Source organism: Saccharothrix violaceirubra (genome assembly GCF_014203755.1).
Lineage (GTDB): Bacteria > Actinomycetota > Actinomycetes > Mycobacteriales > Pseudonocardiaceae > Actinosynnema > Actinosynnema violaceirubrum.
The window spans coordinates 370859-385577 of sequence record NZ_JACHJS010000001.1 but is presented as its reverse complement, the minus strand read 5'-3'; the positions used below and the strand labels follow the sequence as shown (position 1 = coordinate 385577).

At 69.9% G+C, this 14719-nt stretch carries 17 protein-coding genes; 11 read left to right on the top strand and 6 right to left on the bottom strand.

Annotation, left to right across the window (positions count from 1 at the left end; genetic code table 11):
• Both F4559_RS01900 and F4559_RS01895 read right to left on the bottom strand, forming a co-directional pair.
• Window positions 1-825 (bottom strand): nucleotidyl transferase AbiEii/AbiGii toxin family protein, encoded by an 825-nt coding sequence (locus F4559_RS01900; RefSeq protein WP_184665858.1) that lies wholly within the window; start codon window positions 823-825, stop codon window positions 1-3.
• Window positions 791-1840 carry a type IV toxin-antitoxin system AbiEi family antitoxin gene (locus F4559_RS01895; protein ID WP_184665857.1) on the bottom strand — a complete coding sequence of 350 codons (1050 nt, stop codon included), beginning with the start codon at window positions 1838-1840 and terminating at the stop codon, window positions 791-793. Before F4559_RS01895 ends, F4559_RS01900 begins: the two co-directional genes overlap by 35 nt.
• A 457-nt stretch (window positions 1841-2297) precedes the next feature.
• Between F4559_RS01895 and F4559_RS01885 the strand changes: the two genes are divergently transcribed.
• The 3 genes from F4559_RS01885 to F4559_RS01875 all read left to right on the top strand — a co-directional run bounded on the left by F4559_RS01885 (window position 2298) and on the right by F4559_RS01875 (window position 5583).
• Window positions 2298-3278 carry a Fic family protein gene (locus F4559_RS01885; RefSeq protein ID WP_221447117.1) on the top strand — a complete coding sequence of 327 codons (981 nt, stop codon included), beginning with the start codon at window positions 2298-2300 and terminating at the stop codon, window positions 3276-3278.
• Window positions 3279-3314: 36 nt separating this feature from the next.
• Window positions 3315-3890, top strand: a complete 576-nt coding sequence (locus F4559_RS01880; RefSeq protein ID WP_184665855.1) for an HhH-GPD-type base excision DNA repair protein — start codon at window positions 3315-3317, stop codon at window positions 3888-3890.
• Window positions 3891-3987: 97 nt separating this feature from the next.
• The gene (locus F4559_RS01875; RefSeq protein WP_184665854.1) at window positions 3988-5583 is read left to right on the top strand and encodes a serine/threonine-protein kinase; all 1596 of its coding nucleotides are present in this window, start codon (window positions 3988-3990) and stop codon (window positions 5581-5583) included.
• On the opposite strand, the gene F4559_RS01870 is transcribed toward F4559_RS01875, so the two are convergent.
• Window positions 5517-6716: an MFS transporter gene (locus F4559_RS01870; protein WP_184665853.1), complete on the bottom strand. Its 1200-nt coding sequence runs from the start codon at window positions 6714-6716 to the stop codon at window positions 5517-5519. The two genes, F4559_RS01875 and F4559_RS01870, sit on opposite strands and share 67 nt — an antisense overlap.
• Before the next feature lie 78 nt (window positions 6717-6794).
• On the opposite strand from F4559_RS01870, the gene F4559_RS01865 reads away from it, so the two are divergent.
• The 6 genes from F4559_RS01865 (at window position 6795) to F4559_RS01840 (ending at window position 10413) form a co-directional block, all read left to right on the top strand.
• Window positions 6795-7109, top strand: coding sequence for an ArsR/SmtB family transcription factor (locus tag F4559_RS01865; RefSeq protein WP_376774618.1), 315 nt, complete (start codon window positions 6795-6797; stop codon window positions 7107-7109).
• A 31-nt stretch (window positions 7110-7140) separates the two neighbouring features.
• The gene (locus F4559_RS01860; protein WP_184665851.1) at window positions 7141-7920 is read left to right on the top strand and encodes an ABC transporter permease; all 780 of its coding nucleotides are present in this window, start codon (window positions 7141-7143) and stop codon (window positions 7918-7920) included.
• On the top strand, window positions 7913-8710 hold the full coding sequence (locus F4559_RS01855; protein ID WP_184665850.1) for an ABC transporter permease: 798 nt from the start codon (window positions 7913-7915) through the stop codon (window positions 8708-8710). The genes F4559_RS01860 and F4559_RS01855 overlap by 8 nt, the downstream gene beginning before the upstream one ends.
• Window positions 8707-9657, top strand: coding sequence for an ABC transporter ATP-binding protein (locus tag F4559_RS01850; protein ID WP_184665849.1), 951 nt, complete (start codon window positions 8707-8709; stop codon window positions 9655-9657). Before F4559_RS01855 ends, F4559_RS01850 begins: the two co-directional genes overlap by 4 nt.
• A gap of 64 nt (window positions 9658-9721) precedes the next feature.
• Window positions 9722-10117 carry a bacteriophage spanin2 family protein gene (locus F4559_RS01845; protein ID WP_184665848.1) on the top strand — a complete coding sequence of 132 codons (396 nt, stop codon included), beginning with the start codon at window positions 9722-9724 and terminating at the stop codon, window positions 10115-10117.
• Between the two features lie 68 nt (window positions 10118-10185).
• Window positions 10186-10413 (top strand): DUF1918 domain-containing protein, encoded by a 228-nt coding sequence (locus tag F4559_RS01840; protein ID WP_184665847.1) that lies wholly within the window; start codon window positions 10186-10188, stop codon window positions 10411-10413.
• Here the strand turns inward: F4559_RS01840 and F4559_RS01835 are convergent.
• Window positions 10380-11033 (bottom strand): TetR/AcrR family transcriptional regulator, encoded by a 654-nt coding sequence (locus F4559_RS01835; RefSeq protein ID WP_184665846.1) that lies wholly within the window; start codon window positions 11031-11033, stop codon window positions 10380-10382. The genes F4559_RS01840 and F4559_RS01835 overlap by 34 nt on opposite strands.
• Window positions 11034-11109: 76 nt before the next feature.
• Between F4559_RS01835 and F4559_RS01830 the strand changes: the two genes are divergently transcribed.
• On the top strand, window positions 11110-12045 hold the full coding sequence (locus F4559_RS01830; RefSeq protein ID WP_184665845.1) for an NAD-dependent epimerase/dehydratase family protein: 936 nt from the start codon (window positions 11110-11112) through the stop codon (window positions 12043-12045).
• On the opposite strand, the gene F4559_RS01825 is transcribed toward F4559_RS01830, so the two are convergent.
• A complete protein-coding gene (locus F4559_RS01825; RefSeq protein ID WP_312865437.1) occupies window positions 12026-12841 on the bottom strand; it encodes an inositol monophosphatase family protein in 816 nt (271 codons plus the stop codon). The two genes, F4559_RS01830 and F4559_RS01825, sit on opposite strands and share 20 nt — an antisense overlap.
• A gap of 63 nt (window positions 12842-12904) precedes the next feature.
• Window positions 12905-13894: a malate dehydrogenase gene (locus tag F4559_RS01820; RefSeq protein ID WP_184665844.1), complete on the bottom strand. Its 990-nt coding sequence runs from the start codon at window positions 13892-13894 to the stop codon at window positions 12905-12907.
• 156 nt (window positions 13895-14050) lie between these two features.
• Here F4559_RS01820 and F4559_RS01815 point away from each other — a divergent pair, with 156 nt between their 5' ends.
• Window positions 14051-14665 (top strand): pentapeptide repeat-containing protein, encoded by a 615-nt coding sequence (locus F4559_RS01815; RefSeq protein ID WP_312865436.1) that lies wholly within the window; start codon window positions 14051-14053, stop codon window positions 14663-14665.
• The last annotated feature ends 54 nt before the right edge of the window (window positions 14666-14719 follow it).

Genomic DNA, 14719 nt, shown 5'->3' with positions numbered 1-14719 from the left:
TCAGTCGGATTGCAATTTCCTGGCGTCGTCGACGGCATCGTGAACGCCTCTACCCACAGCCTCCACCACAATCCTGGAACGAGGCGAGCGCATGTCCGCCGCCAATCGGCCCGTCAACTCACGGTCGTCCAGAATGAGCAGTAGCGCGGCGACGCCGTCGTCATCGAGCAACGCCGATATGTGTGCCCCCAGAAGCCACGCTCCGGCCGGCAGCGGATCGTAGTCGAACTTCTCCAGCGCGTGGACGTTCTCACCGTAGAGTGCGTCGAAGTACTTTCCGGACGAGTACCACTCGATCATCGTCGCCAAGTCGAGCGCGTCGCGCGTGTCATCGCGATGACGATCCCGCCAAGCGAAGATCTTCAGAAGCGCGAGTGCCGGGATGGACGGGATCTTGACGATGGCGCCGTCCGGCAAGAACACCGTCCGCGCGGTCTCGACCGCTTCACGGAAGCCGAGGACGTTCATCGCGTGATCATCAGGCCAGACGATCGTCCGGTCCCGTCTTTCGATGCCGCCGTAGGGGACTACATCGACCTCGGTGCCCTCGACGACGAATTTGTGCACGCTGTTGCCGCACCGGGCAAGTGTCCGCACCAGACTGTCGAACTCCTCCCAGGAGTCGACCATGGCCGCGATGTCGATGTCCCGGGTCTGGCGGCCCGGACTCCTTCCCGACAGGTCGAACGATATGAGCGAGCGGGCGGTGGCACCCACGACCAAGTAGTGGACCCACGCCTGGCGTGCCGCTTCGTCGATTCGGGCCAGTACCTTGGCGGCCCGTAGAACCTCATATTCGGTCGAGGCCCGCAAGTCGATCGTCACTGATCCTGATCCTGTCGGCGTGCTCACGTTGGCGTGAGTCACCAGAAGCGAGGAGGTCAGCGTAGATCAACGTGGGAGGCACGATCCACGACTGTCGCGGCATGGTCCAGAACCGTCGTCGCATGTGGACATTGCCCACTTCGCCGGCAAGCGTCAGTCGGTGTTCGCCGATCAGCGAGCGTGGCCGATCTTCGGCGTAGAGCGTGAGAGTGGCGGGGATCAGGTGCGGGTCGAGAACGCTCGCACCGGCTTCCCCTCCTACCTGCACGTCGATCCGCGTCAGCTCGTCCTCCGAACCTCGCCACCATGAGATGTCGGAGCCCGCGAAGTCCCCAAGGGACAGTGTCGGCGAGAGCCTTGTCGAATACGCCTCCGACCATCGGTTCAGCAGTTCTCCTGCCCTTCCGAGTTGGCGCTTGTCCGCCACCTCGTACAGGTAGCCCGCCTTGGCGAGGTCTTCGACCGCCGCCTGAGCCGTACCGAGCGAGACCCCGCTCGCGCTCGCGAGCGCACGCAGCGGGGCGCCGGCCATAGACGGCCAGCTGAGCAGGACGAACCCGACCTGCAAACCTGCGCGGCTGAACGCCTTGGTCCCGCGCGGCAAGGAACCTCCGCCACGACTGCCGGTCTTGCGGCGTCCTCGGACGTCAACGAGCACATCCCCCCAGGCGATGTGGGCATTGCCTGCCTCGTCGACGTAGTCGATTCCCCGCTCGCGCATCAGACCGGCAGCTTGCTCGGTGATCCAGCGGGCGACGACCAATGTGGGCAAGGAAGCATGCGGATGGAGGGCCGTCGCCATCGCGGGTGGCACATCCCGCTTGATCTCGACGGCGTACGTCCGAGCGGCACCCGAGGCCCGACTGACACGGACCACCATGTCGATCCGATGATCCGAGGCATGCCCACCCGGCTCCATGTCGACCTTGAGACCCAACGGGCTCAGCCACGCCCGCAGCTCGCTCAACCGGGTGGACTCGTTCAATTTTCTTCCGTGTTCATTTTCGTTGAACATGTACCAATTTTGAACACCAGGGCCACCAACAGCAAGTTCTTCCCACTCGACGCGTGGACACCCACGTACCGATGAGAGCCAGGTCACGCCATGCCCACATCCGATGCATCGCCCAACGCCGTGCACTTACCTCTCGGAGGCACGACCTGTGCGCAACTCTGGCCATCATGAGCCCGAAGCTGTGCCTCGCCCAGGACCCGGACGCCGACGAACTCCTGTCGACCAGCCCGTCGGCACTGCTTCTGGGGGTGTTGCCGGACCAGCACACCGCTTGATGCATGACACCCGGGGCAGGCTCTCGACCGCCTCGAAAGCCACTACTTCCACCGGCCAGTTGTTCGGTTCGATTCACTCGACGGGTCGCGAACAACTTCCTCTAGTTGTTCGGTACAGTTCGACGAGCTTGATCCGAACAACTAAGAGGACTCGCATGGCAGGGCGCCCATCACGAGCGGCCGTGTACCAACGGCTGGACGAGGCAGTCGCCGAGCTTCGGGAACGGCTCGGTGGCCTGCCCGCCCCCGCCGAAGCCGAGGACATCTGGTCCAACATCTGGCACCAGGAAGCCCACAACAGCACCGCGCTCGAAGGCAACACTCTCGTCCTGCAAGAAGTCGAACGGCTCCTGGACGAGGGCCGCGCGGTGGGCGCGAAGCCACTCCGTGACTACATGGAGGTACGCGGCTACGCCGACGCGGCCCGCTGGGTTTACGGACAAGCCCTCGATCCCGGCGACTGGCAGACGGGCGAACTCATCTCGTTGCAGGAGGTCCGCCACGTCCACCACCTCTGCATGACCCCGGTGTGGACCATCGACCCCCACCCGCACGCGACCGACGTCGAGAGCCCCGGAAGTTTTCGCCGACATGAGATCGCGGCGTTCCCCGGAGGCATGAAGCCGCCGTCGTGGACTGATGTCGATCACCTGATGCGCGGCTGGGTCGACGAGACCGCCAAGCTGCGCGACCTCGGTGATGAACCTCTACCGGAGTCGCTGGCACGAGCCCACAATTCCCTGGAACAGATCCACCCGTTCCTGGACGGCAACGGGCGGGCCGGCCGTCTGGTCCTCAACCTGTTGCTCGGCCGCCTCGGCTACCCGCCCGCGATCATCTTCAAGAGGGACCGCGACAAGTATCTCCAGGCGATGAGACGCGCGGACCGCCGCGAATACGGCCCACTGGGCGAACTCATCGCCCGCAGTGTCACCGCCAACCTGTACAAGTTCGTCATCCCGGCGGTGGCCGGCCCGGTGAAGCTTGTGCCGCTCGTCGCCCTGGCCACCGAGGACCTGACCGAGAACGCACTCCGAGTGGCCTCCATGCGAGGACGACTACGGGCGATCAAGGGCGACGACGGCCTGTGGCGAAGCAGCAGGAACTGGGTCGACGAATACCGCCAGAACCGCCACCGCCGCCTCAACGGACCCGCCACCTGACAGCAAACGCGACCAACGCGTGCCACCATGTCGCCCATGAGCACGAAGCTGTGCCTTGCGCAGGACCAGGAAGCGGACGAGCTGCTCTCCAGCAGTCCGCTCGCCCTCCTCTTCGGAATGTTGCTGGACCAGCAGATCCCGATGGAGAAGGCGTTCAAGGGCCCGAAGGTGATCGCCGACCGCATGGGCGGGGAGCTGAGCGTCCACAAGATCGCGGAGGCCGAGGAGGGCGACTTCGGCGCCGTCATGGCCGAGGTGCCGGCCGTCCACCGGTTCCCCGGCTCCATGGGCAAGCGGCTCCAGGCGTTGGCCCGGTACCTCATCGAGCACTACGACGGGGACGCCGAAGCGATCTGGACGCGGGACGAGCCGGACGGCAAGGCGGTCCTCAAGAGGCTCAAGGAGCTTCCCGGTTACGGCGATCAGAAGGCCCGCATCTTCCTCGCCCTGCTCGGCAAGCAGCTCGGCGTCCGGCCCGAGGGGTGGCGGGAGGCGGCCGGTGCCTACGGGGACGAGGGGTCGCGGCGCAGTGTCGCCGACGTGGTGGACCAGGCCACACTCCTCGAGGTCCGGGACTTCAAGAAGGCCGCGAAGGCCGCCGCAAAGGGCTAGCGAGCTGTTCGCGTGGTGGAAAAGATCGATTCGTTCGGTGACGGCGAGTATCGACGTCCTCCTCGGCTGACCCACACGAACGGGTTAGAGTCCCGGCGTGCAGCTGCCGGGACTCGTCGACCTCACGCCCCTGGGACAGGGTGGGTTCGCCACCGTCTACCGGGCGCGTCAGGTTCAACTGGACCGCGAGGTCGCGGTGAAGATCGACAACCGCGTGCTCCAGACGGAACGTGACCGGCGGCGGTTCCTGCGTGAGGCGCACGCCGCCGCGCGGTTGTCCGGACACCCCCACGTGGTGTCCGTGCACGACGCCAACTTCACGCCGCAGGGCACGCCCTACCTCGTCATGGAGCTGTGCACCGGCGGCTCGCTCTCCGACCTCGCCCGCCGGGAAGGCCCGCTGCCGGCCGACCGGGTGCGCAAGCTCGGCGTCCAGCTCGCCGACGCGTTGGCCGCGGCCCACGCCGAAGGCGTCCTGCACCGCGACATCAAACCCGGCAACATCCTGCTCGACCGCTACGGCACGGCCAAACTCGCGGACTTCGGCCTGGCCGCGCTGCTCGACGCCGAAGGCAGCTCGACGGTCACCCGCGACGCCCTCAGCCCCAGCTACGCGCCGCCCGAGGCGTTCGCCATGGCCCAGCCCTCGGCCGCCGCCGACGTCTACTCGCTGGCCGCGACCCTGTACGACCTGCTCGCGGGCAAGCCGCCGCGACCGGTGCCGTGGCCGATCGAGTCGTTCGACCACCTCGGCGTCGTGCTGCGCTCCCCCGTGCCGCCGGTCGCCGGAGTGCCCGCCGACCTGCACGCCGTGCTCGTCCGGGCGCTCGACCCCGAGGCCACCAGCCGGACGGCCAGTGCGGCCCGGCTGCGGGACGAACTCGACGCGGCGTCGAGTACACCCCAGGTCCAGTACGGCGGACCCCCGCCCCCACCGGGTCCGCCGTACCAGCCGGGCCCCCGGGTACCCCAGAACCACCCGGGCGCCCCGTACCAGTCGGTTCCCCGGAACCACCCGGGCAACCAGAGCCACCCCGGACTACCGAACCAGCAGGGAGTGCCGAACCAACCTCAGGTACCGAACCAGCCCCACCACTCGGGACCGCAGTACCAGTCCGGGCCGCCGCCGCAGTACGTCACGCAGGCCCCACGCCGACGCAACCCGGCACTGGTCGCGGGTGCCGCGCTCCTCGTCGTGGCCCTCGCGGTGGGCACGTGGCTTGTCGTGCGCCACAACAACAACGGCAAGAAGAACGCCGCCAACTCCACGACCTCGGCCGGCACCACGACCAAGGCCGCGGACAAAACGCCCCCGCCCCGCCTCAAGGAGTGCGCGACGGGCATGTGCATCGCCGAACCCACCTGCTACCACGGCATCAACAGCACGGGCGGCCAGGCCTCGACCGCGCGCCGCGCCGGCGACTGCTCGATCGAGCACTACTGGGAGGCGTTCTCCGGCGGCTGGCTGTCCGGCGCGATCCCCAAGGTCGACAGCGACGACCTGGCCAAGGCCCCCGAGGTCGTGGGCATCTGCACGGCCGCGGCGATGAAGGCCAACACCCGCCCGAACGTGGACACCTCGACGTGGACGATCACCGCCGTCGGGTTCGCCGACGGCGACCGCAACTACTTCCACTGCCTGGCGAGCGAGCCCGACGCCGGCGAGGTCACCACGAGCGCGTTCGGTTCCTGAGCGGGCTTCAACGCGACCAGCAGCAGACCCAGCGCCACGACGCCGAGCACGGCCGCGATGGGCGCCAACGGTCCCAGCCCGACCCAGCTGATCACGACGCCGCCGACCACGCCCGACAGCCCCACGCCCAGGTAGATCGCGGACGCGTTGAGCGACAGCAGCAGCCCGGCGTCGGCCGGTGCCAGGCGGATCAGCCAGCTCTGGATCGGCGGGTTGGCCGACCACGTCAGCGCACCCCACACGAACAGCACGACGGCCGACGTGAACACCGACGTCATGGTCAGCGGCAACGTCGCCAGCACCACGACGAACAGGCTCAGCAACGTCACCAGCAGCCGCCGCGTGTCGACCCGGTCGGCGAGCACGCCCGCGCCCCAGTTGCCGAACGCCGCGCCCAGCCCGTAGGCCACGAGCACGCCGCCGACCACCGCACCGTCGAGCCCGGCCGTCGCGTGCAGCAGCGGCGCGATGAAGTTGAACACCGAGAACACCGCGACGCACACGAGCACGGTCACGCCCAGCACGCCGAGCACCCGCCGGTCCGCCGCCGGTGCGAAACGGGCGCGCAGGCCGACGACCGGCGGTGCGTCCACGCGCGGCAACCACTGCCGGACGGCAACGGCCGCGAGCACCGACACGACCGCGATCAGGGCGAACACACCCCGGTAACCCAGCGTGCCGCCGAGCAGGTTGCCCGCCGGCACGCCCACGATCAGCGCCGCGGTGAGCCCGCCGAACACCAGTGCCACCGCCCGTCCCCGGCGTTCGGGCGGGCTGAGCACGGTGGCCACGAGTGTGGCGCCGGGTGTGAACACGGCCGCGCCGAACGCGCTGATCACCCGGGCGACCAGCAGCAGCGGGTAGTTCGGCGCGATGGCCGCGAAAGCGTTGCCCAGGGCCGACACCAGGAGTGCGGCGACGAGCAGCGTGCGCCGTTCCCACCGCCCGGTGAGGGCGGCGAGCACGGGCGAGGACACGGCGTAGGCGATGGCGAACGCGGTCAGCAGCTGTCCCGCCGTGGCGTGGGAGACGTGCAGTTCCGCGCTGACCGCCGGCAGGACGCCGGCCACGATGTAGCCGCTGGTGCCGACGGTGAACGCGCCGAACGCCAGCAGGGTGGTACGGGCGGACATGGGACTCCCCCGGAGGCCGACTATATTTCGATGTGGACCGTACTACGATATCCATGAAAGTTCGACCTGTATCGTAATATGGGCGGCATGAGCGCACTGCCGCAGCCGGACCGCACCGAGATCGAGATCTCGACCGTGCTCAACGCCCTCGCCGACCCCGTGCGGCTCAAGATCGTGCGCGCCCTTGCCGAGCGCACCGAGGGCATCTCGTGCGGCACGCTCGACCTGGGCGTCGGCGCGTCGACGCTCACCCACCACGTGCGCACGCTGCGCGAGGCGGGCGTCGTCGAGGTCACGCCCAAGGGCACGTCGCGGATCAGCACGCTGCGCCGCGCCGACCTCGACGCCCTGTTCCCGGGCCTGCTCGACGGGGTGCTCGCCGCCCGCCGCTAAATCGGTTGCCGGCCTGCCTAGGTTGTAATCCGTGCGCCTGTACGCCCGGCTCGCGGCGGCCGGGTTCCGCCGCCACTCCACCTACCGCCAGGCGATGCTCGCGGGCGTGGCCGCGAACGTCGTGTTCGGGTTCCTGCGCACGGCCATCCTCGTCGCGGTCGTGTCCTCGGCCGGCACGGTCGCCGGCTACGACGTGCCCGCCGCGGTCAGCTACGTGTGGCTCGGCCAGGGGATCATCGGATTCATCAACCTCTGGGGCGACACCGAACTGGGCGAACGCGTCCGCTCCGGCGACGTCGTGGTCGACCTGTACCGCCCCTGGGACCTGCAGGCCGCCCTGTACGCGCAGGACGTCGGCCGGGCCGGGTTCACCGCGCTGATCCGGTTCGTGCCGCCCACCGCGGTCGGCGCGGTGTTCTTCCCGTTCCACTGGCCCGACGCCGGCACCTGGCCGCTGTTCGCGCTCAGCCTCGCCCTCTCGCTCACGGTGAGCTTCGGCGTGCGGTTCCTGGTCAACCTGTCCACGTTCTGGCTGCTCGACAACCGGGGCATCATGAGCCTCTACAACGCCCTGGTCTGGGTCATGTGCGGGCTCGGCCTGCCGCTGGCGTTCTTCCCGGACTGGGCGCGGACCCTGCTGTGGTGCACGCCGTTCCCGTCGACCCTCCAAGCGCCCGTGGACGTCTACCTCGGCCACGGTCCACAGTGGATCACGTTGGCACACCAGGTGTTCTGGGCCGTCGCGCTGATCCTGCTCGGCCGCCTGGTGCTCGCCCGCGCGGTACGCCGGGTGGTGGTCCAGGGTGGCTGACCGGACCTACCTCCGGCTGGTCGGCGCGCGACTGCGCGGCCAGCTCGCGTACCGGCGCTCGTTCCTGATCCAGTGCCTGGGCCAGGCCGTCGGCCAGTTCGCCGAGCTGGTGCTGATCCTGGTGATGTTCACGCGGGTCGACGCGCTCGGCGGGTTCGCCGTCACCGAGGTGCTGCTGGTCTACTCGTTCGCCGGGTTGTCGTTCGCGCTCGCCGACCTGTTCGTGGGCCAGATCGACGAGCTGCCCAACCACGTGCGCACCGGCTCGTTCGACACGTTGTTGCTGCGTCCGCTGGGCACGCTCGGGCAGATCGTGGTGTCCGAGTTCCAGATCCGCCGGGTGGGGCGCATCCTCTCGGCGCTGGGCATGCTCGTGTTCGCCTTGTGGCACAACGACATCGCGTGGTCGCCGGCGACCGTCGCGCTGATCACCGTGACGCCCGCGGCGGGTGCGGTGATCTTCGCGTCGGTGTGGGTCGCGGCCGGGTCGGTGTGCTTCTGGCTGGTGGAGGGGCGCGAACTGTCGGCCACGGTGACCTACGGCAACAACGCGTTCACGTCCTACCCGGTCAGCGCCTACAGCGGGTGGATCCGCTGGTTCCTGGGCTACGTCGCGGGCGGCGCGTTCGTCGCCTACTACCCCGCGCTGGCCCTGCTCGACCGCGCGGACCCGTTGGGCGGACCGGCTTTCCTGGGCTGGATCTCGCCGCTCGTCGCGCTCGTGGCCGCGTCGCTGGCCGGCCTGGTGTGGCGCTTCGCCGTCCGGCACTACCGAGGGACTGGATCATGATCGAGGTGCGCGACCTGCGCCGGGAGTTCGTCGTCCGGGCCAAGAGCGGCCGGTTCCGCCGGGAGAAGCGCGTGGTCACGGCCGTCGCCGACGTGTCGTTCGACATCGCGGCCGGCGAGGCCGTCGGCTACGTCGGACCCAACGGCGCCGGCAAGTCCACGACGATCAAGATGCTGACCGGCATCCTCGTGCCCACGGCCGGGCACGTGCGCGTGGCGGGCGTGGACCCCAGCCGCGACCGGCGCGCGCTCGCCCGGCGCATCGGCGTGGTGTTCGGGCAACGCAGCCAGCTCTGGTGGGACCTGCCGCTGCGGGACAGCTTCGACCTGCTGCGGTCGGTCTACCGGGTGCCGGCCGCCGACCACGCGCGCAGGCTCCACGAGTGCGTCGACCTGCTCGGGCTGGCCGCGTTCCTGGACACGCCGGTCCGCCAGCTCTCGCTCGGCCAGCGGATGCGCGGCGAGGTCACGGCCGCGCTGCTGCACGCGCCCGACCTGCTCGTGCTCGACGAGCCGACGATCGGGCTCGACCTGGAGTCCAAGGAGAAGCTGCGCGAGTTCCTCGCCGAGCTGAACACCCGGCGCGGCACCACGTTGCTGCTGACCACGCACGACCTCGACGACATCGAGCGGCTGTGCCCGCGCCTGGTCGTGATCGACCGGGGCACGGTGCTCGTGGACGGGCCGCTGGACCGGCTGCGGACCGAGGTCGCGCCGGAGCGCACCCTGGTCGTGGACCTGGAACGGCCGGGCCCGTCGGTGGCCGACCTGCCCGGCGTGGTGTCCGTACGGGCCGAGGGCCTGCGGCTGCGCATCGCGTTCCGCCGGGCCGAGACCACGGCGGCGGCGTTGATCGCGGCGGTCGCGGCACGGGTCGACGTGCACGACGTCGCCGTGGCGGAGCCGGAGATCGACGACGTCGTGCGCGAGTTGTACGCGCGTCGTTAGGCCACGAGCCTTACGCGCATCGGTAGAGTCGGGCGAAACGGTCAACGATGAACGGGAGCCCGCCATGCGCGCAGGTCGTCCGGTAGCCACCATCCTGCTCGCGCTCGGGCTCGCCGGCGCGATCAGCGGGTGCGAGGCGGTCCAGCAGGCGTCGGACACGGCGAACCAGGTCGGCAACGCGGCGGACAAGGTCACGCTGTGCGTCGAGGCGTTGAAGCTGGCCGGGTTCACGCCGGACGCGACCGACCCGCAGAAGGCCGTCGAGGAGACGCAGAAGAAGGCCGAGGAGCTGAACGCGCTGGCGGCCAAGGCCGGCGACACCACGCTCAAGGACGCGATCACCGGCGTGTCGACGACGATGAGCCAGGTGACGGTCCAGGACCTGAGCCCGGCGTCCATCGCCGAGTGGTCGCAGAAGAAGCTGGACCAGTTCAACGCACTTTCCAAAGCCTGCGCCTGAGCGCGGACGCGGTGGGGCCGGTACGTTCGGAACCGGCCCCTGCGCGGACGCATGGAGGTGTCAGGCGAATGCAAGCGATAGTCGGCGACTTGTTGCACATCCACAGCCGTAAAGCCGGACTCGCCGAACAGGTCGGCGAGATCATCGAGGTTCGCGGCTCGGCAGGTTCTCCCCCGTACCTGGTCCGGTTCGACGACGGGCACGAGGGTCTGGTCTACCCCGGCCCGGACAGCCTGGTCCGGCACCCCGAAGACCTGCCGCGTCAGGTCAGGAGGGACTCCAGCTCGGCGCGGTAGAGCAGCGCCGGGTCGACACCCACCGGTCCGAACTGGCCGGTGACCTCCAGGCTGAGCACGCCGTGCAGCCTGGTGAACGCCCGCACGGCCGTCAGCAGCACGGCGGCGGGTACCTCGTCCTCGCCGCGCGCATCGGCCCAGCCCATGAGCTGCTCGTCGAGTCCGGCGGGCCGGACGCCGCCGTCCTGGACCCCGTCACGCAGGACGGCGATGAACGCGCTCATCGTGCGGTGCGCGGCGGCGATGGTGTCCGGCGGCGCGTGGTAGCCGGGCACGGGCGTGCCGAACAACAGCAGGTAGCGGTGCGGCTGGGCCAGTGCCCAGTCCCGGAACGCCGCGCCGAAGGACAGCACCCGGTCCGCGGTCGGCCGGTGCCGGCTCGCGTCGGCGTCGGTCTCGACCGCGGTGCCGAGGTCGGCCCACGCGTCCCTGATCAACGCGTCGAGCAGCGCGTCGCGCCCCTTGAAGTACCGGTAGAGCGCGGGTCCGGTCACGCCCATGCGCTTGGCGATCGCGTTGACCGAGATCCCCTCCGGGCCGTGTTCGGCCAGTTGCCCCAGCGCGATGCGCTTGACCTCGTCCCGGGTCTCCTCGCGGTACCGCTCACGCCTCGTCGTCACGGCCACCTCCTTGTTGCGCACTCTAACTTGTGTTAGAACTTCTAACAGAAGCGAGAGGCTCTCACTGGAGGTTCGGATGACGGTCGTGGTGCTCGGCGCGAGCAGGGGTATCGGCCACGAGATCGCCCGGCAGCTCGCCGAGGCGGGACGGGACGTGCGCGCCGTCAGCCGTTCGGGCGGTGCCCCGGCGGGTGCCGAAGGCGTGCGGGCCGACCTGCTGTCGCGGGAGTCGACGGTGCGGGCGGCACAGGGTGCCTCCGTGCTGCACCTGGCCGCGAACGTGCCCTACACGGAATGGACCACGACGTTGCCGACGATGCTGGACAACGCGATCGCGGCGGCCCACGACACCGGCGCCCGGCTGGTGTTCGCGGACAACCTCTACGCGTACGGACCGGTGTCGGGGCCGCTGCGCGAGACGACCCCCGAAAAGCCCTTGGGGGTCAAGGAAAAGCTGCGGAGCGCACTCGGCGCGACGTTGCGTTCCTCGGGTGTGCGTTACGCGATCGGGCGGTCCAGTGACTACTACGGACCGGGCGGCGTGTCCTCGCTCGTGGGCGAGCTGATCCTTCGACCGATGACGGCGGGCCGACGTCCGATGTGGTTCGGACCGTTGGACGTGCCGCACACCTTCGCCTACCTCGGCGACACGGCCGCGGCCCAGATCACGCTCGGCGACGGCGACCGGGACGGGACCTGGCACGTGCCCGCCGCGCCGACGCTGACCGTGCGGGCGTTCGCCGACCTGGCCCGGAAGGTGATCGGGAGCGAGCGGACGCCGTTGCGGCTGCCCGAGATCGCGCTCACCGTCGGCGCGCTGTTCGAGAAGCGGCTGCGCGGCGCGGGCGAACTCGCGCACCAGCGGACCCGGCCGTGGGTGGTGGACCACTCGGCGTTCGAGACCGACTTCGGTCCGTTCGCGGTGACGCCGCACGAGGAGGCGATCCGCCGCACCGCCGAGTGGTACCGGGACCTCGGGGTCGGGGCCGCCCTCAGCCGAGAATCGTCGTGATCAACTCGTCCGCGAGCTGAGGGGTCGCCGCCGCGATCCCCGACCAGCGCCGGCTCAGGTCGACGTCGAAGACCAGCGGCCGGCCGTCGAGGTCGACCAGCGCGCCACCGGCGGCCGGGACGATCACCGACGCGGCGATCAGGTCCATGAGCCGGTGCGTGTCCGAGCCGGTGTCGGCGAACGCGTCGACCGCGCCCTCCGCGACCAGCATCGTCTCCAGGCAGGTCGTGCACAGCACGCGGATGCGGTCGGCGCGGTCCGCGACCCGCAGCCAGGCGTCCGTCGACCCGCGCTTGGGGCGCATCAGGCAGACCGCCGCGCCGTCGAGACTCGTGCGCCGGGACGTGCGGAACGGCGTGGGCTCACCGGCCTTCGCCCACCAGCTACGGCCGGTGTCGAACCAGACCGTGAGCGCTTCCACCGGCCGGTCGTCGACGACCACGGCACCGGAGAAGCAGGACAGCGGCACGCCGAGCGCGGCGTTCGCCGAACCGTCCACCGGGTCCACCACGAGCGTGACCGCCGAACCGTGGTCCAGGAAACCGGCCTCCTCCGACAGGAGGTTGACGCCGACCCGGCGGGCGGCGGTGGCGACGGCCTCCTCCACGATCGCGTCCACGCGCATCGTCGGCGTGCCGTCCGCGCCCTGGGCGACCTCTTCCCGCAGTTCCGAGCGGGCGTGCAGCTGGCGGGCCTCCTGGTAGGCCCGGGCCGCCGCGCGCGCGGTCGCCGCCAACGCGGGGTGGACGTCGTGCGAGACCTGGGGTTCGGGGACGGGCCACGGGTTCTTGGTCACCAGCCCACCCTGCCACGATCTTGGCCGGTCGGAGGGGGACGGGCCCCTCCGACCGGCGGTCGATCAGATCAGGCCCAGGGCCTTGACCGCGTCGCGCTCCTCGACCAGCTCGGCCACGGAGGCGTCGATGCGGGCCCGGGAGAACTCGTCGATCTCCAGGCCCTGCACGATCTCGTACTCGCCGTCGGTCACGGTGACCGGGAACGACGAGATGATGCCCTCGGGCACGCCGTACGAGCCGTCCGACGGGATCGCCATCGAGACCCAGTCGCCCTCGGCGGTGCCGTTGACCCAGTCGTGGATGTGGTCGATGGCCGCGTTCGCCGCCGACGCCGCCGAGGACGCGCCCCGCGCCTCGATGATCGCCGCACCGCGCTTGGCGACGGTCGGGATGAAGTCGTCTTCCAGCCACTTCTGGTCGTTGACCGCCTGCGCGGCGTTCTGGCCGTTGACCTCGGCGTGGAACAGGTCGGGGTACTGGGTGGCCGAGTGGTTGCCCCAGATCGTCAGCTTCTTGATGTCGGTGACCGACACGCCCAGCTTCTTCGCGAGCTGCGAGAGGGCGCGGTTGTGGTCGAGCCGGGTCATCGCGGTGAAGCGGCCGGCCGGCACGTCCGGCGCGTGCTGCTGGGCGATGAGGGCGTTGGTGTTGGCCGGGTTGCCGACGACCAGCACGCGCACGTCGTCCGCCGCGCCCGCGTTGATGGCCTCGCCCTGCGGCTTGAAGATGCCGCCGTTGGCCTGGAGCAGGTCACCGCGCTCCATGCCCTTCGTGCGGGGACGGGCGCCGACGAGCAGGGCCACGTTGACGCCGTCGAAGGCGGTCTTGGCGTCGTCGGTGATGTCGATGCCGGACAGCAGCGGGAACGCGCAGTCGTCCAGCTCCATCGCGGTGCCCTCGGCGGCCTTGACCGCCTGCGGGATCTCCAGGAGGCGCAGGCGCACGGGCACGTCGGCACCGAGCAGCTGGCCGGAGGCGATGCGGAACAGCAGTGCGTAGCCGATCTGTCCGGCGGCACCGGTCACGGTCACATTCACGGGCGTGCGGGTCATGAGCCTTCCCGAATGACGATTGGCTTCGATCCTCGGGCACGACCACTAGGCAGGACTGACCTGTCAGCGGCGGTCTCTACTCCGGGACCGCGCACCGGGCGGGGTCGCCCGGCAGGTCGGAGGTTACCAACTGGCGAACGATGACAAGGTGTGACAGTGGACATCATCGGTGAGGGACGCGACGACGCCGAGTACGACGAGGACTACACGGACGCGGTCCTGTACGGGCAGGAGTGGGAGGGGCGCTCGTTCGTGCGGTGTGATTTCTCCGATGCGGACCTGCGTGGGCTGGTGACGGTGGGGTGCACGTTCACCGAGTGCGTCTTCGACCGGGCCGATCTGGGTGAGTCGGCGCACCGGACGTCGGCGTTCCGCTCGTGCCGGTTCGAGCGGGCGGTGCTGTCCTCGGCGTCGTTCACGTCGTGCACGTTGTTGGGGTCGGTCTTCGTGGAGTGCGGGATGCGGCCTGTCACGTTCGAGGAGACCGATCTCACCCTGGTGGGGTGGACCGGTGCGCGGCTGCCCGGGATCGATCTCCGGGGTGCGCGGTTGCGGGAGGCCAACCTGGCCGGAGCCGATCTGTCGGGGGCGAATCTGTCGGGGGCGGAGTTGACGGGGGCGCGATTGCTGGAGACGAACCTGAAGGGGGCGGATCTGCGGGGGGCGCGGCTGGACGCGCGGACGTTGATCGGGGCGGATCTGGCGGGGGCCCGGGTGGATCTGGACACGGCGGTGGCGTTCGCCGCCGCGCACGGTCTCCAGGTCGGTTGAGTCTTCTCGCGGTCGCCACCGCGCACTCGCCAACGCGCGAGTTATACGTTCAGA

Coding starts and splice junctions, on each gene's coding strand:
- F4559_RS01895 (WP_184665857.1), bottom strand. CDS start 1,840: ATGTTCAACGAAAATGAACACGGAAGAAAATTGAACGAGTCCACCCGG.
- F4559_RS01880 (WP_184665855.1), top strand. CDS start 3,315: ATGAGCACGAAGCTGTGCCTTGCGCAGGACCAGGAAGCGGACGAGCTG.
- F4559_RS01870 (WP_184665853.1), bottom strand. CDS start 6,716: ATGTCCGCCCGTACCACCCTGCTGGCGTTCGGCGCGTTCACCGTCGGC.
- F4559_RS01865 (WP_376774618.1), top strand. CDS start 6,795: ATGGGCGGCATGAGCGCACTGCCGCAGCCGGACCGCACCGAGATCGAG.
- F4559_RS01850 (WP_184665849.1), top strand. CDS start 8,707: ATGATCGAGGTGCGCGACCTGCGCCGGGAGTTCGTCGTCCGGGCCAAG.
- F4559_RS01845 (WP_184665848.1), top strand. CDS start 9,722: ATGCGCGCAGGTCGTCCGGTAGCCACCATCCTGCTCGCGCTCGGGCTC.
- F4559_RS01840 (WP_184665847.1), top strand. CDS start 10,186: ATGCAAGCGATAGTCGGCGACTTGTTGCACATCCACAGCCGTAAAGCC.
- F4559_RS01830 (WP_184665845.1), top strand. CDS start 11,110: ATGACGGTCGTGGTGCTCGGCGCGAGCAGGGGTATCGGCCACGAGATC.
- F4559_RS01820 (WP_184665844.1), bottom strand. CDS start 13,894: ATGACCCGCACGCCCGTGAATGTGACCGTGACCGGTGCCGCCGGACAG.